At 42.4% G+C, this 26,051-nt stretch carries 26 protein-coding genes; 3 read left to right on the top strand and 23 right to left on the bottom strand.

Translation table 11 applies throughout. From position 1 onward, the window contains the following. Positions 1-8: 8 nt before the first annotated feature. The 13 genes from ruvA to RV00_RS12920 all read right to left on the bottom strand — a co-directional run bounded on the left by ruvA (position 9) and on the right by RV00_RS12920 (position 14,151). Positions 9-608, bottom strand: coding sequence for a Holliday junction branch migration protein RuvA (gene ruvA / locus RV00_RS12980; RefSeq protein WP_071862982.1), 600 nt, complete (start codon positions 606-608; stop codon positions 9-11). 147 nt (positions 609-755) lie between these two features. Further along, positions 756-2,216: a helix-turn-helix domain-containing protein gene (locus RV00_RS12975; protein WP_071862981.1), complete on the bottom strand. Its 1,461-nt coding sequence runs from the start codon at positions 2,214-2,216 to the stop codon at positions 756-758. Positions 2,217-2,267: 51 nt separating this feature from the next. Continuing rightward, a complete protein-coding gene (locus tag RV00_RS12970) occupies positions 2,268-2,966 on the bottom strand; it encodes an LrgB family protein (protein ID WP_376716832.1) in 699 nt (232 codons plus the stop codon). After that, entirely contained in the window at positions 2,947-3,375 is a 429-nt protein-coding gene (locus RV00_RS12965) for a CidA/LrgA family protein (RefSeq protein WP_071862979.1), read from the bottom strand. Before RV00_RS12965 ends, RV00_RS12970 begins: the two co-directional genes overlap by 20 nt. Before the next feature lie 200 nt (positions 3,376-3,575). Beyond that, a complete protein-coding gene (gene msrB / locus RV00_RS12960) occupies positions 3,576-4,004 on the bottom strand; it encodes a peptide-methionine (R)-S-oxide reductase MsrB (RefSeq protein WP_071862978.1) in 429 nt (142 codons plus the stop codon). Positions 4,005-4,119: 115 nt separating this feature from the next. Continuing rightward, positions 4,120-4,671: a Maf family protein gene (locus RV00_RS12955; protein WP_071862977.1), complete on the bottom strand. Its 552-nt coding sequence runs from the start codon at positions 4,669-4,671 to the stop codon at positions 4,120-4,122. Between the two features lie 31 nt (positions 4,672-4,702). Beyond that, complete coding sequence (mutL, locus tag RV00_RS12950) at positions 4,703-6,700, bottom strand: DNA mismatch repair endonuclease MutL (RefSeq protein ID WP_071862976.1); 1,998 nt, start codon at positions 6,698-6,700, stop codon at positions 4,703-4,705. 37 nt (positions 6,701-6,737) lie between these two features. Beyond that, entirely contained in the window at positions 6,738-9,293 is a 2,556-nt protein-coding gene (mutS, locus tag RV00_RS12945; protein ID WP_071862975.1) for a DNA mismatch repair protein MutS, read from the bottom strand. Positions 9,294-9,462: 169 nt separating this feature from the next. Next, positions 9,463-9,849, bottom strand: coding sequence for a YlbF family regulator (locus RV00_RS12940; protein ID WP_084133304.1), 387 nt, complete (start codon positions 9,847-9,849; stop codon positions 9,463-9,465). Between the two features lie 18 nt (positions 9,850-9,867). After that, complete coding sequence (locus RV00_RS12935) at positions 9,868-10,662, bottom strand: TIGR00282 family metallophosphoesterase (RefSeq protein ID WP_071862974.1); 795 nt, start codon at positions 10,660-10,662, stop codon at positions 9,868-9,870. 182 nt (positions 10,663-10,844) lie between these two features. Next, positions 10,845-11,927, bottom strand: a complete 1,083-nt coding sequence (locus tag RV00_RS12930) for a zinc ribbon domain-containing protein (protein ID WP_071862973.1) — start codon at positions 11,925-11,927, stop codon at positions 10,845-10,847. Then, positions 11,920-13,035: a DUF4352 domain-containing protein gene (locus RV00_RS12925; protein ID WP_071862972.1), complete on the bottom strand. Its 1,116-nt coding sequence runs from the start codon at positions 13,033-13,035 to the stop codon at positions 11,920-11,922. Before RV00_RS12925 ends, RV00_RS12930 begins: the two co-directional genes overlap by 8 nt. A gap of 336 nt (positions 13,036-13,371) precedes the next feature. Beyond that, positions 13,372-14,151: a Cof-type HAD-IIB family hydrolase gene (locus tag RV00_RS12920; RefSeq protein ID WP_071862971.1), complete on the bottom strand. Its 780-nt coding sequence runs from the start codon at positions 14,149-14,151 to the stop codon at positions 13,372-13,374. A 498-nt stretch (positions 14,152-14,649) separates the two neighbouring features. Here RV00_RS12920 and rpsD point away from each other — a divergent pair, with 498 nt between their 5' ends. Beyond that, entirely contained in the window at positions 14,650-15,261 is a 612-nt protein-coding gene (gene rpsD, locus RV00_RS12915) for a 30S ribosomal protein S4 (protein ID WP_071862970.1), read from the top strand. A 225-nt stretch (positions 15,262-15,486) separates the two neighbouring features. On the opposite strand, the gene RV00_RS12910 is transcribed toward rpsD, so the two are convergent. The 5 genes from RV00_RS12910 to RV00_RS12890 form a co-directional block, all read right to left on the bottom strand. Then, entirely contained in the window at positions 15,487-16,191 is a 705-nt protein-coding gene (locus tag RV00_RS12910; RefSeq protein ID WP_071862969.1) for a TVP38/TMEM64 family protein, read from the bottom strand. Continuing rightward, positions 16,191-17,117: a sulfurtransferase gene (locus RV00_RS12905; RefSeq protein ID WP_071863026.1), complete on the bottom strand. Its 927-nt coding sequence runs from the start codon at positions 17,115-17,117 to the stop codon at positions 16,191-16,193. Before RV00_RS12905 ends, RV00_RS12910 begins: the two co-directional genes overlap by 1 nt. A gap of 402 nt (positions 17,118-17,519) precedes the next feature. After that, a complete protein-coding gene (locus RV00_RS12900) occupies positions 17,520-18,734 on the bottom strand; it encodes an ABC transporter permease (protein ID WP_071862968.1) in 1,215 nt (404 codons plus the stop codon). After that, positions 18,724-19,410: an ABC transporter ATP-binding protein gene (locus RV00_RS12895; RefSeq protein ID WP_071862967.1), complete on the bottom strand. Its 687-nt coding sequence runs from the start codon at positions 19,408-19,410 to the stop codon at positions 18,724-18,726. The genes RV00_RS12900 and RV00_RS12895 overlap by 11 nt, the downstream gene beginning before the upstream one ends. Beyond that, entirely contained in the window at positions 19,407-20,225 is an 819-nt protein-coding gene (locus RV00_RS12890; RefSeq protein WP_071862966.1) for a hypothetical protein, read from the bottom strand. Before RV00_RS12890 ends, RV00_RS12895 begins: the two co-directional genes overlap by 4 nt. A gap of 233 nt (positions 20,226-20,458) precedes the next feature. Between RV00_RS12890 and RV00_RS12885 the strand changes: the two genes are divergently transcribed. Together RV00_RS12885 and RV00_RS12880 are read left to right on the top strand one after the other, a co-directional pair. Continuing rightward, positions 20,459-21,001, top strand: coding sequence for a biotin transporter BioY (locus tag RV00_RS12885; RefSeq protein ID WP_071862965.1), 543 nt, complete (start codon positions 20,459-20,461; stop codon positions 20,999-21,001). Between the two features lie 100 nt (positions 21,002-21,101). Then, positions 21,102-22,259 (top strand): macrolide family glycosyltransferase, encoded by a 1,158-nt coding sequence (locus RV00_RS12880; protein WP_071862964.1) that lies wholly within the window; start codon positions 21,102-21,104, stop codon positions 22,257-22,259. A 42-nt stretch (positions 22,260-22,301) separates the two neighbouring features. Here RV00_RS12880 and RV00_RS12875 read toward each other — a convergent pair whose 3' ends face one another. The 5 genes from RV00_RS12875 to RV00_RS12855 are packed head-to-tail and all read right to left on the bottom strand — an operon-like array spanning position 22,302 to position 26,050. Beyond that, entirely contained in the window at positions 22,302-23,201 is a 900-nt protein-coding gene (locus RV00_RS12875) for a ketose-bisphosphate aldolase (protein WP_071862963.1), read from the bottom strand. 20 nt (positions 23,202-23,221) lie between these two features. Then, positions 23,222-24,073, bottom strand: a complete 852-nt coding sequence (locus tag RV00_RS12870) for a class II fructose-bisphosphate aldolase (protein ID WP_071862962.1) — start codon at positions 24,071-24,073, stop codon at positions 23,222-23,224. A 23-nt stretch (positions 24,074-24,096) separates the two neighbouring features. Next, positions 24,097-25,182 carry a PTS fructose transporter subunit IIC gene (locus RV00_RS12865; protein WP_071862961.1) on the bottom strand — a complete coding sequence of 362 codons (1,086 nt, stop codon included), beginning with the start codon at positions 25,180-25,182 and terminating at the stop codon, positions 24,097-24,099. Between the two features lie 36 nt (positions 25,183-25,218). Then, positions 25,219-25,533, bottom strand: coding sequence for a PTS fructose transporter subunit IIB (locus RV00_RS12860; RefSeq protein WP_071862960.1), 315 nt, complete (start codon positions 25,531-25,533; stop codon positions 25,219-25,221). A gap of 22 nt (positions 25,534-25,555) precedes the next feature. Beyond that, positions 25,556-26,050, bottom strand: coding sequence for a PTS sugar transporter subunit IIA (locus tag RV00_RS12855; protein ID WP_071862959.1), 495 nt, complete (start codon positions 26,048-26,050; stop codon positions 25,556-25,558). Between the last annotated feature and the right edge of the window lies 1 nt (position 26,051).

Genomic DNA, 26,051 nt, shown 5'->3' with positions numbered 1-26,051 from the left:
TCGTCCTCCTATTTCTTCATCATTAATTTCAAAGCCGCTCGTAAATAATCGTCGGTGTTCTGTAATGTTTCTTTTTCCAACGCCTTTTCGACCTTCTTGATTTCCTTTGGACTGTAGCCTAAAGCCTGCAATGCTTCCATCGCTTCAGCCAAGGCCGTGCTTGAATCATTGCCACCTTCATAAAATAGCGACATTGGGTCATCCACTAATTCAGTCAGCTTGCCCTTCAAATCTAAAACCATTTGCTGGGCGGTCTTCTTCCCTACGCCTGGAAACTTCGTCAAATAAGTCACATCCCCGGCTTCGATCGCTTGGATCAAGCCTTGGTGATCGTCATTGGCCATGATTGCAAGTCCGCTCTTTGGTCCAATGCCCGATACGGAAAGCAGACGTAAAAATAATTCTTTCTCAGCCAACGTCTCGAAGCCATACAATAAATGGGCATCCTCACGAATGATCTGCTGCACATAAATCGTGATTGATTGCTCCATTTTGCTGCTATAACGATAAGGATTGCCTAACGCGATCTGGTAGCCAATACCATTTACATCCAGCACTACATAACTAGGGCTGATAAAGGTCAACCGACCTGTAATATATTCGTACATAATAAATCCTTTCTGGATTGAAAACTATTCTGTAGTTATCGTTTCATTAAAATCTGCAAATAGCTCCGCTTCAAACAACTTGAAAGAAAAATAAAAAGAAGCATTTCTGCACATACGTTCTCATTATTCTAGCATAAAAAACGGCGGTTAAAAACTCTTACCGCCGAAACCTTGTAATAACTGAAGCAGTGCCAAATAATCAGACATCCGCAGCTCTTGCGTAATCAACAACGTAGGCAAGTCTTGGGCTACTTCCGATAAAATACTTGTCGTTAAACACAAATCTCCTTCGCTTTTTCCCTCAACAAATAAGACTTGATACTCATTAGCTAAAAAACGACGCAGATCCTCTTTCAAGATTGTTTCTTCAAACTCCGGCAAATCGGTTTGCAAAAAAATCCGCAGCGTAGGACGCTTAATCAACTCGGTTAGCCGACGTAGCACTGATAGATAACGGCCAAACAAGATCGATTCGCTACCGTGCTCCGCCAGCACTTCCGAAACAAACGTAACTAGTTGCGGCTGTTGTTGAGTAATATTGGTCCAGAAAGCTTTCCCATTAATATTAAAATGGATCATGGGAAATAAACGGTGATACAAATGCCCACTGATCAAATAATCCTCCGCCTGCAAGTCGATAAATTTTTTCCAAACGGTGGGATCGGCGATTTTCTTTTTCAATCTTTGATTGATGGTCTCAACCTCTTGCATCACTAAAAAGGGCTCCTGTGCTAATAGCTGATGAATTTTATTCGTGATGGCGGGGACATGATAATATTCCTCCCGCGTCAAAAGATTTAAAAAAAGATTTCCCATTGCACCAAGTGTCTGAAAATATGCGGGCATTACTGGTCGCAGCTGAGTATGAAACTCTTTGAATAAGGGATCAGCTGCTAAGACTGCTTGACTAGCCAGCGGATCTTCTACCGCATAATGTTGCGCCTCTCGTAATAAATGCGCGCCAATTAAATATTCTAAGCGCTGTGCTTTAAGTGGATTCAACGCTACTTGAAAAAAGTCTTGAATCCCGCGGCTGATTTTTTGGATCATCTGATAGTGTAAAGGTGCAAAGGGCCAGATTTTCCCGCGGAACAAGCGCCAATAATAAACCGATAGATACATCCGCACGACCGATTCTGGCGCCTTAAAGACGACGCGTCCTCGTTCAACGGCCAGCTGCAGCGGTTCAAGTTTTTCTGCCAATTCTTTTAGTTTTCGGCGGATCGTGGACTCGCTTCGATACAATTTTTTACTGAGGTCTTTCACCGTTTTCCCTTGCCCGGCGATGACTAATTCCAGCAAACGAAAAGCCAGTGAGCGACGAATCAAATCAATCGCAAACTGCTCCTGTTCTAGAGCTTGATCCACAATCATCAACTGATAACGAGGTCCAATTTTTTTAAACAAAGGCAATTTCGTCTCGGTAAAACGATTGTAGCTTTTACTCAGTTCTTCAAATAACCGTTGGACACTACGGACATCAACGGCTAACAAATCGGCTAAATCTGTTTGCTTATATGCCTTGCCATCAGCCATCAATTCTAATAGACAAAGACTGTAATAAATATTTTTATCATAACTTTGAATTTCCACGGCTCTAATGTGCATAAAAAAACTCCTTCACTCTTTATTTTAGCAAAAAGAGTCAAGGAGTCGTTACTAAAGACCTTCGAACAATCGAAAGAGCAGCGGCAACAAGGCAACAGTCACCAGACCATTTACACAGATACATAGGCCCGCGAGAATTCCTTCAAGCTCACCGATCTCGATAGCACGGCCCGTTCCGATAGCATGGGAGGTACTGCCTAAAGCAATTCCTTGCGCCACGGGGCTTTCGATCTTAAATAATTTAAAAATCTTGGTTCCAACTAAAGCGCCAAAAATTCCGGTGGAAACAACGATCGCTAAGGTCACTGGCGAGATCCCCCCCATTTGACTGGAAAGATCCACTGAGATGGCGGTCGTTACCGACTTTGGCAATAGCGAAACGACGATGCCCTGATTAAGAGAAAATAGTCGACCGATCAACACACTGATCAAACAATTAAAGACTACCCCCACCAAGGTCCCTAAAATTACCGGTAAAAAATAGCGCTTGAGCTTGTCAAAATTTTGATACAACGGCAAAGCTAAGGCCACCGTTGCCGGTGTGATCATCATGGTAAATAAATTACCGCCCATATTATAAGCTTTGTAGCTGATTCCGCTGAGTTTCAATAAAACAATGATAAGAATGACACTTGCGATCAAGGGATTGATAAAGGGAATATGAACTTTTTTCAATAGCTTGTCCATAGCCGTATAAATCAACAACGTCAAAGCCAAGCCAAACAGCGGGTTATTCGCCAGCGCTGAAATCATCGACTTCACCTCGAATCTTCTCAACTTTTTCAACTAAACGAGCCTTTTCTTCCTGACTCTTCAACGTAATTTTTTCGACAAATTCGGCGGTCTTGCCGACAGCGACTAAGGAAACTAGCGAACAAAGCACTACCGCTCCCAATAAAATCGGCCAAATATATTTGATCGCACCGTAATACTGCATCAAGCCGACTCCTGCAGGTACAAATAAAATCGTCAAATGATTCAACAAAAAGTTCGCGGTATCTTCAATCGCCGATGTTTTTAACAGCTTGGTTTGGAAAGAAATAAATAAGAGCAAAATCCCAATGATACTTCCCGGCACAGGCAAATGCAAAAACATTCGCAACCCTTCACCAATAATTGAATACAATAATAATAAACTTAATTCCTTAAACATTTTCATTTTGATCGCCCTAACTAAAAAACTATGATGTTTCCAGTATAGCGAAAAAAAATGTTTCCTCCGCTCAATTTTTGCATATTTTTCATACATTTTCTGAAAAATACCAACAAATTAATTTCCTACGTAGATCATTTTTCTAATTACGCTAAAGCGCAAAGGAAAACTGGCAAAAAAAAAATACGCCGGGGTTGCCGGCGCATCTACTTCACGATTTCTTTATATTCACCATAGCCGGCGTCATCCATTTCATCAAACGGCACAAAGCGTAAAGCCGCTGAGTTGATGCAATAGCGTAAGCCGCCTTGATCTTGGGGGCCGTCATTAAAAACATGACCAAGATGTGAATCGGCTTCTTTGCTGCGAATTTCCACTCGATGCATCCCATGTGAAAAATCGGCTTTTTCTTTGACGCCACGTTTTTGGATGGGGCGGCTGAAAGCTGGCCAACCGCAACCAGCGTCGTATTTATCATTGGAAGAAAATAAGGGTTCGCCACTGACGACATCGACGTAGATCCCTTTTTGATAAAAATCATCATACTTGCCAGAAAATGGTCGCTCGGTCGCGTTCTCTTGTGTCACCGCATATTCCATTGACGAAAGTTTTTTCTTTAAAGCGTCTTGATCCATTGTGTCTCCCTCTTTCTTTATTTTTTTAGGAACAGGCTAAGCATACTCCGGTTAAGAAAAGGAAACGAAGAATTTGCTCAAAAAGGCGCGCCAACTGAATGGACGCGCCGCTAACTTAAAATTTTTTCAACATTTGATTCACAGCACCGACAGGGAAACCAACGATACTATAATAATCGCCTTCGATTTTTTCCACGAAGACCCCCGCCCCATTTTGGATACCGTAAGCGCCAGCTTTGTCTTTATAATCATCGCTGTCTAAATAGCGATTGATTTCTTCTTCAGTTAAAGGATAAAACGTTACTTTCGCAAAAGTCAGCTGTTCTTCGATTTTATTTTTTTGACGGATCACCACTGCCGTATAAACCAAATGGCTGCCGCCACTCATGCTTGATAACATTTCAAAGGCTTCTTCACGACTCTTCGGTTTGACGAGAATTTTTTCTCCTAGAACGACCGCGGTATCACTAGCGATGACAAGTGCTTCGGGATGCTCTTCAGCTACCACCGCCGCTTTTTGACGCGCCATTTCCATGACATATTCCTTTGGTGTGTATTGTTCCTTTACGTCTTCATCAATATCGGCTGGTTGAATCTCAAAGTCTGGGATCAACCAACGCAGCAATTCTTGTCTTCTTGGGGATTGTGAGGCTAAAATAACTGTCATTTAGTCACAGGCCTTTCTTCGTTTTTTTCTATTAATGAGGATCTTGGATGCGTTTGAACATATGCTCCATGTCGCTATTGCTAAAATGAATCAGCACCGGTCGGCCATGGGGACAGTTAAAGGGATTCTCACATTGAGCAAGATCCGTCAGCAACACCCGCGCCTGCGCTTCATTTAAATGATGATTGGCTTTAATGGATCGTTTACAACTCATCATAATCGCTGTCGCTTCACGGAATTTTTTGACACTGACTGAACCAGTGATCAACAACATATCGATCATTTCACGAATGATACTTTCTTCTTGTCCCGCCGGATACCAAGTCGGATGCGCTCGCACGATAAAGCTATTCGGACCAAACTCTTCTAAATAAATTCCGACTTCTTGCAGCAATTCCGTCTGCTCTTTCAGCTTGATGGCATCGTTATTGGGATAATCCAACACGAAGGGCACCAATAATTCCTGCAAATCATCAGAGACATCACCGATTTTTTCTCGGAAGTATTCATACTTGATCCGTTCTTGTGCGGCATGTTGGTCGACAATGTACAGGCCGTCTTTGCTTTGAGCAAATAAATAAGTGCCATGCATCTGACCAAAGTATTCCAACATCGGAAACCGTTCCTTTGGTTGTTCCTGTTCCAACTTGTTAATGGCTTGTTCGATCACTTTCTCACCAGATTGCGTACTTAGATCAAATTCTGGATGGTCGGCACTAGCCGCTTCGTCAAATATTTCCTCTTCATCAGCAATTTCAGCAACATGCGATGCTGGTGTTTCTTCCACCAGTGAAACGTGCTCCACTGCTGAACTCAAAGGCTCTGAATAGGTTGTATCCGGAATTTCCGATGAAATCGGCACCTCTGCCTCCAACGTTTCTTCTGCTTTTGGTTCAACATAAAAAATGCCAGTCTTTGGATCGTAATTCAAATCACTTTTTTTCTTCGACTGTTCTTCTAAAGGCAAATCTAATTGCTCTGTATGGATTCTTTCGACTTTCCGTTTGAAGCTGGGATTTTCCCCAACATCAGGAATCAAGTTGATTTGCCGCAAACTTTCTGCAATGGCTCGGCTGATCAAGTCCATCAATTCTTTTTCTTTGGATAAACGGACTTCTTGCTTGGTTGGATGGACATTCACATCAACCAATAACGGGTCCATCGTGATCTCCAATACTGCGATTGGAAAACGCCCCACCATTAATTTCGACTGATAGCCGTTGATGATCGCCTTGTTCAGCGCATAATTTTTAATATAGCGGCCATTAATGATGACCGATAAATAATTGCGGCTAGCTCGCGTGACTTCCGGTAGCGAGACGTACCCATTCAATGTGAAGTCTAAGTCTTTGGCTTCGACTTTCAGCATTTTTTTTGCCGTCGCCACGCCGTAGATACCGGCGATCGTTTGCTTCAACTCGCCGCTGCCGCTAGTACTTAACATTTTATGTCCGTCATGGACTAAACGAAAAGCGACCTGAGGATGACTCGATGCCATCCGATTGACGATGTCGCCGATATTCGATAATTCAGTTTGTAGGCTCTTGACGTATTTCAAGCGAGCCGGTGTATTGAAGAAAAGATTTTCCACCGTGATCTTCGTACCTGTCCGCAAAGAAGTCGGGCGTTGTTCTTCGATCTTACCGCCTTTTAGAAAAAGAAACGAGCCTTGCGTTTCATCCGCGGTCGCCGTTTCCAATGTCATCTCGGAAACAGAGGCGATCGACGGCAACGCTTCACCACGAAACCCCAGCGTTCGAATTCGGAACAAATCATCGCGGTTGTGGATCTTACTAGTGGCATGCCGTTTAAACGCATTCTCGACATCCCCTTGCTCGATTCCTTCGCCGTTATCAACGATCTGAATTTTTTTCAAGCCGGCCTCTTCGATCAAAATATCGATCTGTGTTGCTTTGGCATCGATGGCATTTTCCACTAATTCTTTGACGACTGACGCAGGGCGTTCCACGACTTCCCCTGCGGCAATTTGATTGGCTAAACGTTCAGATAATTCTTGGATTTTTCCCATCGACTTCCACCTCGTTTTCCTTTGTCACTCTTTAGGATTAAATCCGTTTTTGCAATTCATACAGGAAGTTTAATGCTTCCATTGGGTTCATTTCAAGCAGGTTGGCTTTCTTGATGCTGTCCACCACACCTAATTCAGCAGTCGAAACTTCGTTGAACAAGGACAACTGTTCATTTTCTTCAGCAATCTCCACATTTTTTTGAACCGGCGTATCCGCTTCTAAGGCGGATAGGATCGTTGCCGCCCGCGACAATAATTCGGTCGGCATGCCGGCGATTTTCGCTACGTGAATCCCGTAGCTTTTATCAGCGGGACCGTCCATTAATTTATGTAGGAAGACGACTTCACCATTTTGTTCCACCGCACCGACATGTACATTTTTTAATTGCGGCAAGCTTTCTTCTAAAACGGTCAATTCATGATAATGGGTCGAAAATAACGTCTTAGCCTTCACGTTTTTATGGATGTACTCTATAATCGCTTGCGCTAAAGCCATCCCATCATAGGTCGCCGTTCCACGACCTAGTTCATCAAATAAAATCAAACTGTTTGGCGTCGCATGTCGCAGCGCTTGATTGGCTTCCATCATTTCCACCATGAAGGTCGATTGACCAGCGATCAAATCATCGCTGGCTCCGATCCGGGTAAAGATCTGATCAAAGATCGGTAGCTGGGCGCTTTCCGCTGGAACAAAACAACCCATTTGCGCCATGATCACCGTCAGCGCCAATTGACGCATATAGGTACTCTTACCAGACATGTTTGGCCCAGTAATCAGCAGCAACATTTCATCGGGGCTCATGTGAACACTGTTTGGGATATATTCTTGATGGCCCAACACTTTTTCTACAACTGGATGACGGCCTTCTTTGATTTGTAAATTATGGGTTCCGACTTCCATCGTTGGCTGAACATATTGATACCGTTCGCTGACTACCGCAAAACTTTGCAAAACATCCGTGGCACTCAAACTTTTCGCTAATTTTTGCAGGCGAGTGATGGCTTTTTTAACTTCGTTCCTTACACCTAAAAATAAATTGTATTCTAAGGCCACTGATTTTTCTTCTGCTTCTAAAATCAAGGTCTCTAATTTTTTTAGCTCTGGTGTGATAAAACGTTCCGCATTGGCCAACGTTTGCTTCCGCTCATACTTGCCTTCTTCTAAGTTGGCAAGGTTTGATTTGGTGATTTCGATATAATAACCAAAGACACGATTATACCCGACTTTTAGCGTTTTGATACCCGTTTCTTGACGTTCCCGCGCTTCCAATTCCGCCAGCCAGGTTTTTCCGTTGGTCATCGCTTCACGGTATTGGTCTAATTGCTCATCGTAGCCATCTTTGATCACATTACCTTCTGTGATTTGCAATGGTGCTTCATCATTGATCGCTTTTTCAATCAACTCAACTAAATCATCCATCGGCTCCATATCGATTAAAAGATCGTTCCATTCTCCTTGATTGATCCCACTTAGTAATTGACGAATTTGAGGCACTTGCATCAAAGAAGTTTTCAATTGGATCAGATCCCGGCCGTTGACATTCCCAAAAGCCACGCGACCCGCTAAGCGTTCCAAGTCATAGACTTTCGTCAACGCCTCATTCAAATCCATCCGCTCGAAATAGGCGGCTAATAAAGAAGCTACCATTGCTTGGCGGGCATTGATTTGACGTTTTTGAATCAGCGGACGATCGATCCATTGTTTCAGCAAACGACCACCCATCGCAGTTTTGGTTTCATCCAATAGCCATAAAAGCGTGCCTTGTTTTTTGCCAGTCCGAATTGAGCGTGTTAATTCTAAATTGGTTTTTGAAAAATAATCCAGCTTCAAAAAATGTTCCGGCTGGTATTCCTCCGCCTTTTGGATATGACCGAGACTACGCTTTTGCGTCACCGACAAATAGGTCAACAACTTGCCTGTCGCTTCTTTTTCCAAATCCTCAGTGATATCTGCGGTCAAAAAGCTAAACTCCGCATTGTCTTCGATCGTTTCTTGCTTAGAAAAAACCAAACCTAATCGTTCAGCTAGATTTTTTTGCAGACCTTCAGGAATCTCACTGCCTAAGACGATCTCCTTCGTTTGCAAGGCGGTGGCTTCATTCATGACCGCTTCTTCATCGTGTAATAATGCGGTCTTTAGCTCACCCGTAGAGAGATCCACGTAAGCAAAGCCAAATTGATCGTTTACTTGAGTGACCGCCGTCAAAAAGTTATTGGTTTTGGCTTCGATGCCTTTGCCGTCCATTAAGGTTCCCGGCGTAATCAGTTGAACAACTTCTCGCTTAACCATGCCTTTTGCTTGCTTGGGATCTTCCATTTGTTCACAGATCGCGACTTTATAGCCTTGCTCCACTAAAGTGTCGATATAGCCTTGAGCAGAATGATGGGGCACGCCACACATAGGAATTGGATCATCCGCATTACGATTACGACTGGTCAATGTCAATTCCAATAGCTGCGAAACCTTGATCGCATCTTCGTTAAACAACTCATAAAAGTCGCCTAAACGATAAAATAAAAATGCGTCTTTGTATTGTTCCTTGATCGCCAGATACTGTTCCATCATTGGCGTATTTTTCGTTTTTTGAGGCATGAATGCTCCTCCTACTTCGTTTTAATGAATTTATTTTTCTTAATGGAAAAATAAGTCTGATGCTCAGCACGTATACCATTCTACTATCCTTGCTAAAGCAATAAGAAGAACTGGCATCCTACTTCGTTTTAATGAATTTATTTTTCTTATGGAAAAATAAAGTTGCTACTTACTCCGACTTGTCTGTTTCAAAATCATCTGCTTCAAGAGTATCATTGACTTCTTTTTGGATCATGTGCGTCAAATGTTGCAACAGGTCATTGGCTTCCACTAATTGATCTCGGTAAGCCGTAACTAGCGGGTGCTGGTCGAATTCCTTCGTCAGCCGATCTGCTTCCTTTAAGGCAGCCTTCTCTGCTTCCGGTTTGCCATAATGGGCATACTGGACCGCAGCTTTTTGCGCTTCCTTGATTTCGTCTTCCAATTGTTTGAGGGTGTCGCTTTCTGCTACTCGCTTTTGCACCCGCTGATAGTCAATGATGACCTCATTTTCTTTCAATAATGCGGTTAAATCATTTAAAGCCGCTTCAACGGCGGCTTCTTTTTCCAAATTCATTTCATACCTCTTTATTTTTTATTCTCTAAAAGGGCGATCCTCATTGATTAGGATCGTTTCGATTTTTTTCCCGTGACCATTTTTATCAAGGTCGATCACACAAGCAGATAAGATACCGCGACCATCTTCAACTACTTCAAAGCGACGAGGCATTGCGGTCATGAATTTTTCGATGATCGGCTCTCTTTTCATTCCTAAAATACCATCATAAGGGCCCGTCATGCCGACATCCGTTAAATAAGCCGTCCCTTTCGGTAAGATCCGTGCGTCATTCGTTTGAACATGGGTATGGGTCCCGACGACTGCGGATGCACGACCGTCCAAAAACCAGCCCATCGCTTGCTTTTCACTAGTGGTTTCGCCATGAAAATCAACGAAGATATAAGGCGTGCGTTTTTCTGCTTCAGCAATCAATTGCTCACCAATTCGGAAAGGATCGTCTAGGTCAGCCATAAAGGAGCGGCCTTGTAGATTAATGATCGCCAGCTCTAGATCATTCACCTTTACGTATAAATGGCCCATTCCCGGTGTTCCCACTGGAAAATTCGCCGGCCGAATCATTTTCTTCGCATCGCCGATAAAATCAAAAATCGCTTGATTGTCCCACGTATGGTTGCCCATGGTAACGACATCAACACCATCTTGTAAGAATTTCTTATAAATTTTTTCTGTGATTCCGCGACCCGCTGCTGCATTTTCGCCGTTAACGATTGTTAGCTGCGGATGGTATTTCTTTTTCAATCGTGGCAAATAATCACTCAACATCTGCCGACCTAACGACCCAACAACATCCCCGATAAATAGTAAGCGCACTTTTTTTCCCCTTCTCTAGTTAAGCATCTTGTCTCATTATAGTTGTTTTTGCTTGAAAATAAAAGATTCCTTCGTTGCTCCATAAAAAGTTTTGCTGATCGCGCCTTTTCCTTTGAAAAAAATTAAAATGAGGACCGTGATTCTCGCTTGATGCACAAAAAAACTGCGGTCTCCCACAGTTTTTATACGACATTGCCGCCGCTAGTTTTACTCCATTGCGCCGTTTTCTCAGCTTGACCACGATAACTTTTCGATTGTTCCCATTTTTCCGGATCTTGCTGAAACGTATCAAAGATTAGTTCATCGATCAGCCATTTTTTCTGCTCCTCATCATAAAGAAAGTGAGCGATTGCGTTTTGTTTGTCGGAAACCAATGCTTCATCAATTCCGGTTTCTTCGATCAATTTCATTGAACGTTTAAGATCCACATACAAATCCAACTGTACTTTTGTTTGAGCTCGGTTGACAGCGATCGAATCACAATCAATTTGGATGGTTTGGAAGCTCTGTTGGAAATTCTCCATATAGGGCTTCAGCTTTTCAAAGCTTTGCTGCAGCTTTTCTTTATGCTCCTTTGAGGCGGCCATTCGGGAAACGTTTAAATCATTGCGGATTGCTTCATTCATGGAATCAAAATAATTTACCGCAGAAGCCAGTAGATGCTGTTGAAACGCCGCGTTGCCATCATAGAGATTATTTTCCTTGATAATCACACGCTGATCCGTCTTTTTCAAATCAATCCTTTCCTTGGTTTTGTGCCGCCCAAATTTAGGATGCGTCAATTCGTAAGTTAATTCATATTCACCAGATAAAAAAGGACCAAAAGTAACCTTACGCCAATCCTCGTCATAGTTGCCAACGATCGGACGTCCTTGCAGTCGCGCTTTTAAGCTCGCTTCTTGCGGTAGCTCTAACTCGATCGTGCGGGGAATTGGGTAGATTTTTGCCGGTTCAAACAACGATGCTCCTTTTTTAATTGAAAAATGATCTTCATCCTTTAAGAAGGCGACGACTTGTTCTTTGCTTTTCAGTTTGCGAATCTGGTGTTGGAACATTTTGCGGGTCCCAGTCGAAATTTTTTGCTTCGTTGAAAAAGTCGGCATGGATTTTTTGATCATCGTCTGATCATTCTTTAGTAACGCCTGCGCTAGGCGCTCAACAGTGGCTTCCTCACCATTTTTGTAACTGGAATAGCCGGTCACAGCAGCTGCGATACCTAGTACAATCACAAATGCGATGACCAGCGATCCCCTGATTTTAGTCATTTAACCCGCCTCTAAAGGTCTCCTTCATTGATTGGAAATAATAATTTCGGCTCTCATTAGATGAATTGAGTTCCCATTTATCATCCTTTTTCTCTAGCTTGACTTGATAGCCTTCACCACTCATATTGTCGTCGGTATTGATCGGGGTCTCGTTGATTTTTGCCGGCAACTCCTGCAGCAAATATTTTTCCGCATCTCGCCGAACACTGGTGTAGTCGGTGTACTTGCCTTTATTTTCTTCAACAAATTTCTCCGTGATCGCCTTCGTATCCACATCATCTAAGAGCACCACTTCTGGCCGTACATAAACAACCGCCGAGGTCGGGAAAAATTCTTTGAAGCTGTATGTGACTTGGCCTTTTTCTTTATTGGTGTTTTGCAGCTGGGTGATCACCTTTTCTAATTCTGCGGTTGACGGCTCGTAATTTGAAAAGGACTCCTTCAACGCCTTCACGCCCTCTTCTTTGAAGGTTTTTTGCTCTTGTTCCAAATCATTGGCTAATGTCAATTTGCCGGCGGCTTTTTTGTCCGCCTCTTTGACTTCATCAGAGCCATAAAAAACAGCTGTGACATATTGATTGGTCAACGCTTCTACCGCTTTCGTATCATCGGTATATTCTTTCGTGTTTAATTTTAATTCGATACCGTCATCCTGCTCTTCATCGGAATAATAGGTCGGCTTGTAATGAAGCTCGTACTCGCCCGCCTTTTCCACCTCAAAAACTAACGGCGACGTAAAGCTCTTATCCTCTGATAAACTCTCACTGCTCATCACCTTGAAATGATCGTTAGAATCATAGACATGTTCGGAAGAAACCTTCTTGCCCTCTTTATCGTACAATGCAAAATCATTCGAGGAGACCTCTAACTTGTCCTTCGATTTGTTCTTGACCTTCACCTCTAACGCTAAAAAGCCTGTCTCATCATCGACCTTCTCACCATCAGGAATGATGTAGTTTCCACCTTCCACGCTTAATTCAACTTTTGATGTCTGCGCCGTGCTTGCTTTTTTCTCCGCTTTTTTTGTTTCGCCCCCGGAACATGCGGTGAAAGTGAACAACAAACTGCTTAATAAAATCAATCCCGCTAACACTCGTTGCTTCTTCATTTTTTCTCCTCCTTTATGCCTAAAATCCCACCTTAAAAAAACACTCCTTATTTATATGATAAACGTTGGATATCGGTTCAGTCAATATGAATAAAGAAATTAACAGTGTGAGGTGATTTCTTAAAAAAACAAGGAAAAGAAATAATTTTATAAGCTGGATATCTGCTTAATTTGTCATATCTCTCAGCTCGCTGCTGGGTATTTTGGGGAAAACTAATGCAAATCGTCTAATAAAACTTTATTTTCGACTTAATCAATGGATTCAATTTTGAAAAAACCGCAACGACTCCAAACAAAAAAAGAACCGAGACTTCTCTCGATTCTTTTTAATGCGGATTAGTGGACCAATTCTAATTGGCGTAAAGCTTTATAGATGCCATCGCGGTCATTGGTATCCGTCACGATATTCGCTGCTTCCTTTACGTGAGCAGAGGCATTTCCCATCGCTACGCCGGTTCCGGCTAAATTCAACATTTCAATATCATTGTTGCCATCCCCAAAGGTTACAATGTTTTCCGGCTTGATCCCTACTTTTTTCGCTAAAGCCATGATTGTTTGCGCCTTAGAGCCTGGATTTGGAATGATATCCACACTATGCTCATGCCAACGAACCAAACGAAATTCTGGAAAGGCTTGCGAAAATTCTTCATCCATCGACTGATCATAAAAAGCACAGCCTTGATACACTTCATGTTCGGAAAAATAATTGGCGTCATAACCTGGGGCTTTTTGACCAAAAGATTCCATCGCGTCTAATACTGTCGGTACGTCGAATTTTGTCACACGCGCAAATGAATCCAAGCCGAATAAGGCGACATCCACTTGACGTTCACTAGCAAACTCAATCATTCGCGTCAACGCTTCACGATCAAGTGTGTGCTTGTAGACTTGTTCGTGATCGAGAAATGCTGCCGAGCCGTTGCAAATAATATAATTCGAACAACCTAACTGATGGATCACGTCGCCTGCCAACAAGCGTGAGCGGCCTGTCGCAATAATCACTAGATGCCCAGCTTGACGCAAAGACTTCAAAGCTTTTACGGTGCTGTCCAAAGGTTTTCTTTGACTACTCAACAAGGTACCATCAATGTCTAGTGCGATTAATTTTCTTTCCAAAATTTATCTCTCCATTTATATATGTATTTGTTGTCCGCTTACGGACGAACTACTGGTGAAACTTGCAAATTAAACAACTCTCACTCTATTGATACTAGATTCCTATTGCCAACAGATCGTTTTACGAAATAATCTCTGTTAACCACTTCATTGTAGAGAAATTTCAGAGAATTTGCAAAAAAAGATTGTCTTTCTTATATTCAATAATTTCGCCTTCATCGAAAAAAAGTAATCGTTTTTAGTCAGCCCCCAACAATTAACACATTTTTCCCGAAAAGGCAATAGCCAAGCTTGACGCAGCGACCCTTTATCGGTTATACTGACGATTGTGTAAAATAATGCAGCAGAAGAATAATAGCCCGTCCCCAGTTCGTTGCCAGTAATTGGTTCAATTGCGTAACCGCGGCTGCGAAGGCGAAGATTGAAGAACGAACTACACGGATATGAATTTTTCAACGGATTATTTTACTCCAAAACAATTTATTGGAGGAATTTTTAATGTCTCGTTATACAGGACCATCATGGAAACAATCTCGTCGTCTTGGTATTTCATTATCAGGAACAGGGAAAGAATTAGCACGTCGTCCATACGCACCAGGTCAACATGGACCAAACAGCCGTGGCAAGAAATCTGAATACGGCTTGCAAATGTCAGAAAAACAAAAATTACGTTTCATCTACGGATTAAACGAACGTCAATTCCGTAACTTATTCGTACGCGCTAGCAAAATCAAAGAAGGTAAACACGGTGTTAACTTCATGATCTTACTAGAACGTCGTCTAGATAACGTTGTTTACCGTCTAGGTTTGGCTTCAACTCGTCGCCAAGCTCGTCAATTAGTAAACCACGGTCACGTAACTGTCGATGGCAAACGTGTTGACATCGCTTCATACGAAGTTGAAGTCGGCCAAGTTGTCGGTGTTCGTGAAAAATCTAAAAACATGGTTACTGTTAAAGAAGCAGTTGAATCAGCAGTTGGCCGTCCAGCTTTCGTAAGCTTCGACGCTGAAAAACTTGAAGGTTCATTATCTCGTTTACCAGAACGTGATGAAATCAACCCAGAAATCGACGAATCATTAGTCGTTGAATTCTACAACAAATTAATGTAAGACTTCTTACAGACACTCAAGTTCTTAATTGGACTTGAGTGTTTTTTTGTATAACAACACAAAGAGGTTGGGACAGAAGTGTTCAGCTTCAAGAAATAAGAAGGAATTTCCGAAAATTGCTCCTCAAATTTTTGTGAAATTTCGGCTTATTTCCGAAGAAGCTACTTCTGTCACACCGTTTATACGGGAAAAGGAGCTGAGACAAATTAATGTCCCAGCTCCTTTCTATTTCTCTGTCTTTACTTGCCGGTTTTGATAAATTTGTTTACAGACATAGATGGCGATAAATAAAGCGAACATACTCAACAGGCCAAACATAATCGTCTTAGTATTGCCAGTCAGATTACTACCGACATAAGAATAGACGATCGTCGCCGGTAATTGCCCCAAGCCGGTAGCGATTAAAAATGGAAGTGGTTTGATTGCCGTTAGCCCTGCGGCATAACTAATAAAATCAAAAGAAATGAAGGGCAGCAAACGACAAATCAAAATCGTATGGCGACCATATCGATCAAAGTATTCATCAATTGTTTCCATTGAAAAATTTTTGTTCATTTTTTCAATGATATCTCGCCCGGCGATCCGAGCGATGTAAAAGCACACCAAAGCACCAGCCATCGCGCTGGTCCATGACAACAACGCTCCTTGCCACCAACCAAAAACCGTGGCATTTGCGAAGGTGATCAAAAAAGCCGGCAATGGTGCGATGATTGATTGGAACATCATCAATAAGAACGAGATGACGACTGCCCAAATTCCAAAGGAGCGCAGATAGCCGATAATACTATCGACGTTCATGGAACGAAACAGCATTAAAATTTGAGTTACCTTCGTACGAAAGGCTGGTATGAAATAAAAACTCAGCACCACTAAAAGAATAACTACTATCAAAAAAATCCGCGCGCTTTTCCTTTTGTTCATTTTCCTCATTATTTTTCAACGTCCTCAACTTTGGCCCAACGATAATAGGAGCCGTCATAATTTTTTACTTGTTTGAAACCGCACATTTCCATCACTAGCTCCATATAAGCGGAACGAATTCCGGCTGTACAATAAGTTACGATCTTATCTTCTTTTGCTAAGCCCGCGTCTTCAAAAAGTTGGGTTAATTTTTCTTTACTCTTTAATTTACCATTTTTAGCAAATAGGTCTGTATAGCGCAAATGGATCGCGTCGGGCAAGTGCCCGCCTTTAGCTTCGCCATAAAGTACTTCGCCTTTGTATTCTTTATCTGCTCGAACATCAACTACTTTGTATTCATCATAATCCTTTTTCAATTCCTCTGTCCGAATAAGATGTTCTTGATTAATCGAATCGATCTTCACTTCCACAGGTTTTAGGATTGTACTTTCAAAATCCTTTTTAAGACCAGCTTTTGCCAAAGCGGCAAAGCCACCATCGACTAGCTTGACATCCTGATACCCAGCCGCCAATAATTCCCAAGCAATCCGTCCGTCATCACCCCAGCCTTTAGCCGCATTTGCAAATAGAATGATCTCTTTATCCTTCGCTATCCCTTTTTCCCCCAAGCGTTTGCTAAGCTCGGCGGGTTCCAAGATTAACCCCCAATTTTCATCGCCAGAAGCCCCCTCCTCAACAGAGGCGAGGTTTTGCCAGCCAATCGCTGTTGCTCCTTTAATGGTTCCCTTACCGGCTTCTTCTTCGCCGCGAGCATCGATTAAAATAAGATCATCTACATTTTTCTTCACATAATCGGCATCTACAATGTATTTTCCCGTAAATGCTGCACTCTCTTTTTTGGCTGCTTTGCTGGCATCAGTTGACCCTCCGCTGCCGCTGCACCCAGTTAATCCTAATGTTACTAGTACCAACAATCCTGTCAAAAAATTTTTCATTTTTTTCTCCATTCATTTGTCATTTTTTACTAGAGGCCCCCTTGAAGCAAAAAAATCCACAAAAAAGAAACATACCCCCGTATGCTTCCAAATGGCTTCTAAAAGTGAAAAAGATCACACATATACCTAAAGAAGACCGTTTGGAGGGAAGAATTCTGCATCTACTTTCTTAGAGACTCTAAGATTGCCTACTACGCATAGTCACCTATGACCTATCATTCTTCTCTCCTCCTCTCGACCATGCTCTTCATTCAAGTATATAAAACGCTTTCGCCATTTACAATATGATTTGCCTAATCTAATCAATGATTCATTATCCAAATTTTTTATTGTAAATATGCATTGATAAAACTAGAAAAGCCGTCCGCAAATTTTTCGTTTGTGGACGGCTTTTTAATTGAATCAACGTAACAAGGAAACGATATCTTTTTTCGCAGCACTTTTGGCTGGCAGCCAACTAAAGACGATCCCAATCACGACCGATAGACCAAAGGCCAGCGTAACTGTAAACAAATCTGGCCGAACAGCTAGTGGGGTGAACAGACTGATTGCAAAGCCAAGTAGCATCGCGATCAAATAGCCGATCGTTCCACCGATTAAAGTCAGTGAAATACCCTCCAGTAGAAATTGCATCATAATATTTCCCTTTGTACCACCCATTGCTCGCCGAACACCGATTTCTTTCGTCCGTTCAGAGACGGAGATATAAATCATGTTCATGACTCCGATCCCTGAGATAAATAATGAGATTCCGCCAATCACCGAGATTAATAAAGTAATACTCGTTAGCAGCATGCGCAACTGATCGACTTGTCCGGCCAAATCCTCTGTCTTATAGCTACCTAGTTCCTTCCAAGTACCATATTTTTTCAGCGTGTCCTCAGCTTCTTTGGAAATGCTCTTGACGTTGGCGCTCTGATTTAATTTCACTTGGATCATGCTGCGATCTTCTGAATTGAAATAACTTTCAAAAATATTTTCCGGTACTTCAGCCACCACATAATCTTCTTGCGTCGAAACGATTGAGCCGCCATTACGATCTTCCATGATGCCCACGACTTCGAATAAATGACCGCCGATCGTGACGCTTTGACCGATTAAGGATTGTGGCTCGTCCTTCTGAATCGTTTTTGCGGCAGTTTGATCGATCACGACAACTGGATTTTCATTATAATAATCACTCGGCTGGATTGATCGGCCATAAACCACTTTGCTGCCATGGTCTTTTAATAATTTAAAACAATTCCAACGGCCATCGTTCCCAACTTCGTCAAAGTTCTGATCCGCGTATTTAACGCCGTTACGAGAATTATCATAGTAACTGACGGACTGCACGCCAGGAATACTTTCTACCCGACTGATATCTTCTTCCGTAAATCCATCCAGGCCATTTTCGCTGAACTCATCCGTTTTAGGGGAAAAAGTATAGCCGACACTGCCATCAAATTGATCCAAGCCGATAAATTCAGAAGCGTAATTTTCAAAGGCCCGACCGATAGAAAAGACGGTAATCACCGCCGAAACACCAATGATCAAACCGATCATCGTTAAAAAGCTACGCCGTTTATTTTTACCAATAGCTTTGAAGGCGGTTTTCCAAACTTCGCTAAATCGCATGTGCAACACCTTCTTCCAAGATCTCGCCATCCTTCACCGTAATGACTCGTCGACAATAAGCCGCCGCATCTGGATCATGGGTCACCATCAAGATCGTGACTTTTTCTTCTTCATTCAACTGTTTAAATAATTGCATGATTTCTTCGGACGTATGACTGTCTAAGGCCCCCGTCGGTTCATCCGCTACAATAAATTTTGGATTGCCAACGATCGCCCGAGCAATCGCCACCCGCTGCTGCTGGCCACCGGAAAGCTGCTTCGGCAGTTTATTGTATTTATCGGCGATTCCGACTTTTCGTAACGCCTCCATCACCAACGATTTCGTTTGCTTCTGCTTCATACCGCCGTACAGCAGCGGCAGCGCTACATTTTCCATCACCGTATTGTTTTCGATCAACTGGAAGGCTTGAAACACGAATCCCACCGCTTTATTTCGCAATGCTGACAGCTTCTCATCATTAAAGCGATAGGCATCCTCTCCTTCAAAGCGGTAAGTTCCTTCGAAATCACCGTCTAAAAAACTGATCGTATTAATCAAAGTCGATTTGCCTGAGCCAGACGGTCCCATGACCGCCACGAATTCATGCTCATCGATTGTCAGACTGATATCCTTTAGAACATGAATCTGTTCCTGATCGGCTGTGTAAAATTTGTTGATTTTCTCCATCACGATCATTCAACGGTCACATCCATCCCGTCTTTGACGTCTTCCGCCGCTTTGATAATTTTGTCATTTTCGTTTAATCCTGCTCGTAAAACGTAATAACCGTTACCCTTTTCAACAGTTACTGTCTGTTTTTTGGCTTTATTATTTACCACCGTATAAACAAAGTATGCCCCGTCCTTTTCTATCACACTTTTCAATGGCAGATGGATCTCATTTCGGGAGATCAATAATTCCACCGAATAGCCGACCGGGATCGTCTCATCTGGAACAGCGGTAAAATTATACGTTACTAAACTGGTTTTTTCTTCTTTCGACGGCTCGTTGTTCATTTCCGCTAAAGAGGTAATCTTGCCTTTGACCGTCTTCTCGTTGTTGGCATATTTAATCTCGATTGGTTCATTCAACGCTACTTTGGAACGATCATACTCAGTCACTGTTCCTTTAATCGCCGATTCTTCGCTTTTTAAAACCATCAAGGCTTGCTGCGGATCATTTTTCGCGTCTTCGTTCAAGGAAGTCACGACCGAATCATTGGCGGCACGGATTACTTCACCCCAACGATAAGTTACTAAAATTGTGCCTTTTGTCACATGATCGCCTTCAGCTACGTGAATGGTTTGAATCGGTCCCTTTTCAGAGTTCACTAGAACGGTTTGTTTTTTGGTTGATTGCACCTGTCCCTTTAAATGTAACGGTGTTTGTTTGCTGACTTGATACATTTCTACTGCGGTGTCTTCCTTCGCTTTCGCTTGGGTATTCTGATAGAGCAAAAAGCCCGCCCCCGCAACAACCAACACACCTATACCGATAACTATTTTTTTCATTTTTCGACTCCATTCCTTTCGTTAAAAAAATTTCGTAATCGCTTTTACTCTTTAAATTTTAGAGGAAAGCATCGTGCGCTACTTCCAACGAAAGTATAAAGTCTGACTACTACTTTAGACCGAAGAACATTTGTTTTTTTATATACGTTTATTTTTTTGTTTACATGTGATTGACCTTGTACTATACTTTCGTTAACCAATTAAAAATAATATGTTAACGAAAGAGTGAGTTTATGAAATTAAGTAGTCGAGAAATTGTTTTGGCCGGATTATTTGCGGCAGTAATTAGTGTTTTAGCTCAGTTTACCATCCCATTGGGTCCAATTCCTTTGACCCTCCAGACCTTCGCGGTTGGCTTTGTGGTCACCATCTTAGGCAAAAAAACCGGAACGATAGCTGTTGCGATCTATCTATTGATGGGAATGATCGGGTTACCTGTCCTAGCAGGTGGTGCTGCAGGGATCGCTAGCTTTTTTGGACCAACTGGTGGCTTTTTGGTTGGCTTCATTTTTCAGGCCTATTTTACCGGATGGATTTTAGAGAAGGCACAATTTAATTATTTCTGGTCAATCTTAGCCAACGTGATTGGTGCTTTCATTACACTGATCTTCGGTTCCCTCTGGTTGAAATTTAGTGGAAACTTACCGTGGGATGCTGCCTTTTCCGCAGGAATGATTCCTTTTATCTTGCCAGGAGTGATCAAAGCCTTGGCCGCAGGCTATCTCGGAGTGCTGCTTGGACGCAGATTGTCATTTACAAATTTTGTGTATCGTTAAATTCTCAGCAATGGGAATTTTTTTCTTGACTTTTTAATCAGGTAACCTTATTATATTTTTCCGTAAGGTAACCTGATTAATCATGAAAGAAGCGAGACTTATGACAAAAGTTTTATTTTTAAATGTAACTACTCATGGACATGTAAACCCATCTTTAGGTTTAGTAAAAGAATTAAGCACTCGAGGTGTAGAAGTCGTTTATTTTTCTAGCGAAGAATTTCGTGAGAAAATCGAAGAAGCAGGGGCCTCTTACCGTCCCTATCATTATGATCTGAATATTTTCAAGAATGGTTTTAACGTTTTATTGGATCACGGTTTGGATCTGATTCAAGATATTCTGCAACAGATTGAGGATGAGACCTTTGATTATGTGATCCATTCCATCGCGATGCCCTTTAGCAAACAAATCGCAGAGTACTTGATGCTCCCTGCTGTCTCCATGCTGGCGGTCTTTATGGGTATGAAGAATTTTATGGAGCCAGATAAAACACCTTTAGCTGGAAAATTTAAAGCAATGAATGATGCCTATTTGTTGGAAGCAAAAAAGATCGCAGAAACACTGAATGTAAAGATGCCTCCTCGCTTTTTTGATTTGATTTTTAATGTCGAGCCCTTAAATCTAGTCTTTACTTCAGATTATTTTCTACCTGAAGAAGATCGAGCCTTCTTTGATGAGAAATATGTTTTGGTTGGTGCAGACAGCTACCAACGCTTAGAAGATCTCACAGACTTTCCAATTGAGCGCTTGAAGTCTGCTAAAAATGTTCTGTATGTTTCTTTCGGAACAATCTTTGGGGATTTTGCAACAGAAATCTATCAAGAAGTATTTGAAGCGTTTGGGGATTCTGATTATTTAGTAGTGATGGCGGCCCATCAAGTTGGTTTGGCAAACTTGGAGATTCCTGAAAATTTTATCGTGCAAGATTATATTCCACAAAATGAGGTCTTGAAATACGCCGATGTCGCGATTACTCATAATGGCCTGAACAGTATGAATGATTTGATTTTAAATGAAGTGCCTTTTGTTTCCTTACCAATGGGGGCGGATCAGCCGGCACTAGCAAAGCGGTTGGTAGAACTCGGCGCGGGGATTTCTCTAGATTATCAACAGGTGGATAGTTTGGAATTGAAAACGGCGGTGGAAAATATTCAGGTAGAACCTGAATATTTATCCAATTTAAAACAGATCAAGCAATCCTTCTTGGCTGCTGGCGGCTATCAAAAAGCGGTGGATGCCATTCAGAAATATGCGGAATAAAACGAAGCCGCGCTCTTAGCGATTAAGAGCGCGGCTTTGCTTTTAGTTTTGTTCGTGTCTCCAAGGCTGTATACTTTCTTTACGATAAACAGCGGCTTGACCGATGGAATTAAAAAGTTCCATCTTCTGTTTAACGACAGCTTTCGCCGCATCGATACATTCGGGATAGATTGCATTCGGGTCCCATAATTCAGTCGTCGAAAGAATCTCCCGACATTTTTTATAGAAAGCATATTTGTAATCCGAAGAAATATTGACTTTTTGGATGCCGATTTGAACGGCTTTCGCGATTTCTTCATCTGGATTTGCTGACCCACCATGTAAGACTAGCGGGATATCGACTTTATCTTTAATTTCTTGCAAGACATCCATTTTTAATTCTGGTTTGATATTTTTTGGATAAATGCCGTGGGCTGTTCCGATGGCTACGGCTAATGTATCAATCCCAGTTTTTTCAATAAATTCTTCGGCATCTTCTGGTTTTGTGTAAATCACTTCTGACACTCCGCCTTCAACAGAAGTTCCGGTATTACCGATCGTTCCCAATTCCCCTTCCACCGAAACCCCGATCTTATGACAAACGTCCACAACTTCTTTTGTAACTGCGATATTTTCTTCAAAGGGCAGTAACGATCCGTCGATCATCACCGAGCTGAATCCACAGTGGATAGCACGCATGATGCTGGCTAAGTTATCCCCATGATCCATGTGGATAACAAATGGAACAGAACTATTTTTAGCACGAGATACGGCATATTGGAAAAATTCATCTTTTGTAAAATCTAATTCGGTAGGATGTACGGCGATGATCGCTGGCGCGTCATTTTCTTCCGCCGCTTCGATGACTACTCGTAAAAAATTACTATCTGCGACGTTGAAGGCTCCTACCGCGAATTTGTTTTCCTTGGCGATTGCTAACATTTGCTTCATATTAATTAACATTTGACTTGATCTCCATTCTTTTATGCTTTATTTTTAGAACCCGAAAGTTCGATGTACCGTTTGACAACTTCTTTTCCTGCAGCCATTGATTGATGAACCAGCGTTGGATAATCCACTTCTGGCTGTTCAGTTAATTGTTTTTGAAGGAAATCCTTTTGCGCCTTCATAAAATCCGAACCGACATTGATCTTGTTGATGCCTAATTCGATCGAGCGCAAAATATTTTTTTCTCCAGCTCCTGATCCGCCGTGTAAAACTAACGGCAACTTAGTAGCGGCTTTGATTTTTTCCACAATATCGAACCGGAAATCCGGTACATACCCCTCTGGATAGTCCCCGTGACTGGAACCATAGGACAGCGCCAAACAATCAACACCGGTCTCTTTAATGAAGCGGATCGCATCATCTGGATCGGTATACATCTCGTCATTGGTAAAATGATCCCCGGCTACCGCCCCCATATCACCAACCTCGGCCTCTACACTGGCATTATAGATTTGCGCCAGCTCCACCAGCTCTTTCGTGATCCGAATATTTTCTTCCAGCGGATACATCGAGGCATCCATCATGACACTGGAAAATCCCTCATGGAGACATTGCTTCACAAACGCGACATCCTGTCCGTGATCTAAATTGATCGCGACCTCGACTTTGGTGTTGTTTGCCATCCGAATGATTGGTTTAGTCAAATAGCGAATATCTAAGTGCTCCTTCAAATGGTCTTGCAGCAGATCGATGATGATAGGGGAGCGCATTTCTTCCGCCGCTTCGATCACAGCCTTCGCTGTTTCCAAATTGAAGCAGTTGATCGCCATTACCGCATAGTTTTCACGATTGGCTTTTTGCAGCATCTCTTTCATTGAAACGTACATTCAACAAGTCTCCTTTTTTCTATTTAAGAAATCTTGATCGAAGAAAAATCTACCTCTTCCTCTTCTTCGTCATCCTTAACTTCGTTTTCAACCGGTGCTTTCTTCAACGCGAATAGTAGAACGCCGGTAATCGCCGAACCGATCAATAACGCTAAAGTAAATCTCATTGGATCAGTCATGGCTGGGATAATGAAGACACCGCCAGAAGGAACTGGCGAGCCGACACCCCATGACATACTTAATCCACCACCGATTGCGGCACCAACGGTACAAGAAAGAATCACACGCAACGGATCCACTGCCGCGATTGGAATAACGCCTTCTGTAATCATGCAAAGGCCCATTGGAAAGGCGATCTTGATATTGTCTTGCTCTTCTTTTGAATATTTCGGTTTGCGGAAAATTTTAGATAAGACCCAAGAGATCGTGACACCAAAGGGTGGGACCATTGAAGCCAGTACCTTCACCGCTTCTGGTTCTTGCACTCCTTCTAGTAGCATCCCATCGGCAAAAAGTGATGCGACTTTGTTGACAGGACCACCGAAATCGAAGGCCGCCATCCCGCCAACGATCGAACCAAAGAGGAATTTCCCAGAGCCTTGCAAACCAACTAAGAAATCTGTCAGTGCTTCGGTTGCCCAAACGATTGGCACACCAATGACGAAGAACATCAATAGCCCAATAACTAATGTAGATAAGAGCGGAACAATCATCATCGGCATCAATCCTTGTGCCCAAGTAGGAACTTTCAAATTTTTCACTAGGAACAATACAAAGAACCCAACCAAGTAACCACCTAACATCCCACCTAGGAATCCAGCGCCGATAGAATTAGCGATTAATCCCATGAACAAACCTGGTCCAATTCCGGGACGATCTGCAATTGAATACGCAATCGCGCCTGAGATTACGGGAGCCAATAGCCCCATCCCCAAGACACCCAAGGAAACTAACGCATCTGGAACAGAGTAAGCCGCTTTGTAATCCTCAATGACCCCACCGCCAGTTAAGTTTCCGATCGCGATCAACAACCCAGCTGTCACAACAACCGGCAGCATGTACGAGATTGCCGTCAGAGCATGCTTTTTCAATTGAAGCTTCTTAAACATTTCATTCATCTCCTTATTCATATTAAAAATTGATACTTACGCTTTCACGATTTCCTCTTCGATCTTATTGATTAAACCTTTGGGTGCTTTAATCACCATGCTGGTTGGGATATCAACTACTTTTTTCCCTTCAAAACGATCTCTCCCACCGATCTTGATATCGGCTGCAATAATGACAACATCAGCTGCTTTAATTTCCTCCATAGACAATTCATCTTCCGTCCCAATCGTCCCCTGGGTCTCAATGTGTACTGTGTGACCTAACGCTTTAGCTGCTTTTTCCAATTTCTGTTTGGCAATGTACGTATGAGCGATTCCAGACGTACAAGCTGCGACTCCAACAATTTTCATCATTTATTCCTCCATATTCTATTTATTCTTCTTCCATTGGGTCTTTTGATAATAATTCCAGCATTTCGGCCTTCGTCTGAGCATTGATCATGTTTTCAATAAAGTCTTCGTCTGCAAGTAGCATCGCGACTTTTTGCAGCAACTTGATATGCATCGTATTGGCGTCTGTATCTTTTACCGCGAATAGAATGACTACTTGAACGGGCTTTTCATCGATTGATTCCCATTCGATCGGCGCGATCGCTTTACCGACTACTAACGAGGTTTTGATCACACTATCTGATTTTCCGTGAGGGATCGCGATCCCATTCCCGATTCCGGTCATGCCCTCTGCTTCCCGTTGAAAAACATCGGCCGCAAAGACATCTTCGTCCTCAATATCGCCATTTGCCATCAATAAACGTGTCAATTCGTGGATTGCTTCTTCCTTTGTTTTCGCTTTCATTTCTAATTGGATCAGTTCCTCTGTAATCACATCACCAATACTAAAATCATCCATCATCTTCTCTGCTGTCATC

It is taken from the genome of Enterococcus devriesei (genome assembly GCF_001885905.1).
In the GTDB taxonomy this organism is placed as follows: Bacteria; Bacillota; Bacilli; order Lactobacillales; family Enterococcaceae; genus Enterococcus_A; species Enterococcus_A devriesei.
Note: the sequence above shows the minus strand (reverse complement) of the source record. Positions and strands in the feature narration are given on the sequence as shown.

Bases quoted from the DNA above. Each gene is read 5' to 3' on its own strand.
- RV00_RS12855 (WP_071862959.1), bottom strand. From the start codon at position 26,050: ATGACAGCAGAGAAGATGATGGATGATTTTAGTATTGGTGATGTGATT.
- RV00_RS12910 (WP_071862969.1), bottom strand. From the start codon at position 16,191: ATGAGGAAAATGAACAAAAGGAAAAGCGCGCGGATTTTTTTGATAGTA.
- RV00_RS12975 (WP_071862981.1), bottom strand. From the start codon at position 2,216: ATGCACATTAGAGCCGTGGAAATTCAAAGTTATGATAAAAATATTTAT.
- ruvA (WP_071862982.1), bottom strand. From the start codon at position 608: ATGTACGAATATATTACAGGTCGGTTGACCTTTATCAGCCCTAGTTAT.
- RV00_RS12930 (WP_071862973.1), bottom strand. From the start codon at position 11,927: ATGACTAAAATCAGGGGATCGCTGGTCATCGCATTTGTGATTGTACTA.
- RV00_RS12860 (WP_071862960.1), bottom strand. From the start codon at position 25,533: ATGAAAATTGTTGGAGTCGCAGCTTGTACGTCTGGAATCGCTCATACG.
- RV00_RS12870 (WP_071862962.1), bottom strand. From the start codon at position 24,073: ATGTACGTTTCAATGAAAGAGATGCTGCAAAAAGCCAATCGTGAAAAC.
- rpsD (WP_071862970.1), top strand. From the start codon at position 14,650: ATGTCTCGTTATACAGGACCATCATGGAAACAATCTCGTCGTCTTGGT.
- RV00_RS12885 (WP_071862965.1), top strand. From the start codon at position 20,459: ATGAAATTAAGTAGTCGAGAAATTGTTTTGGCCGGATTATTTGCGGCA.
- mutL (WP_071862976.1), bottom strand. From the start codon at position 6,700: ATGGGAAAAATCCAAGAATTATCTGAACGTTTAGCCAATCAAATTGCC.
- RV00_RS12905 (WP_071863026.1), bottom strand. From the start codon at position 17,117: ATGAAAAATTTTTTGACAGGATTGTTGGTACTAGTAACATTAGGATTA.
- RV00_RS12940 (WP_084133304.1), bottom strand. From the start codon at position 9,849: ATGAATTTGGAAAAAGAAGCCGCCGTTGAAGCGGCTTTAAATGATTTA.
- RV00_RS12880 (WP_071862964.1), top strand. From the start codon at position 21,102: ATGACAAAAGTTTTATTTTTAAATGTAACTACTCATGGACATGTAAAC.
- RV00_RS12890 (WP_071862966.1), bottom strand. From the start codon at position 20,225: ATGAAAAAAATAGTTATCGGTATAGGTGTGTTGGTTGTTGCGGGGGCG.
- RV00_RS12865 (WP_071862961.1), bottom strand. From the start codon at position 25,182: ATGTTTAAGAAGCTTCAATTGAAAAAGCATGCTCTGACGGCAATCTCG.
- RV00_RS12955 (WP_071862977.1), bottom strand. From the start codon at position 4,671: ATGACAGTTATTTTAGCCTCACAATCCCCAAGAAGACAAGAATTGCTG.
- RV00_RS12895 (WP_071862967.1), bottom strand. From the start codon at position 19,410: ATGATCGTGATGGAGAAAATCAACAAATTTTACACAGCCGATCAGGAA.
- RV00_RS12925 (WP_071862972.1), bottom strand. From the start codon at position 13,035: ATGAAGAAGCAACGAGTGTTAGCGGGATTGATTTTATTAAGCAGTTTG.
- msrB (WP_071862978.1), bottom strand. From the start codon at position 4,004: ATGGATCAAGACGCTTTAAAGAAAAAACTTTCGTCAATGGAATATGCG.
- RV00_RS12900 (WP_071862968.1), bottom strand. From the start codon at position 18,734: ATGCGATTTAGCGAAGTTTGGAAAACCGCCTTCAAAGCTATTGGTAAA.
- RV00_RS12965 (WP_071862979.1), bottom strand. From the start codon at position 3,375: ATGAAAATGTTTAAGGAATTAAGTTTATTATTATTGTATTCAATTATT.
- RV00_RS12875 (WP_071862963.1), bottom strand. From the start codon at position 23,201: ATGTTAATTAATATGAAGCAAATGTTAGCAATCGCCAAGGAAAACAAA.
- mutS (WP_071862975.1), bottom strand. From the start codon at position 9,293: ATGCCTCAAAAAACGAAAAATACGCCAATGATGGAACAGTATCTGGCG.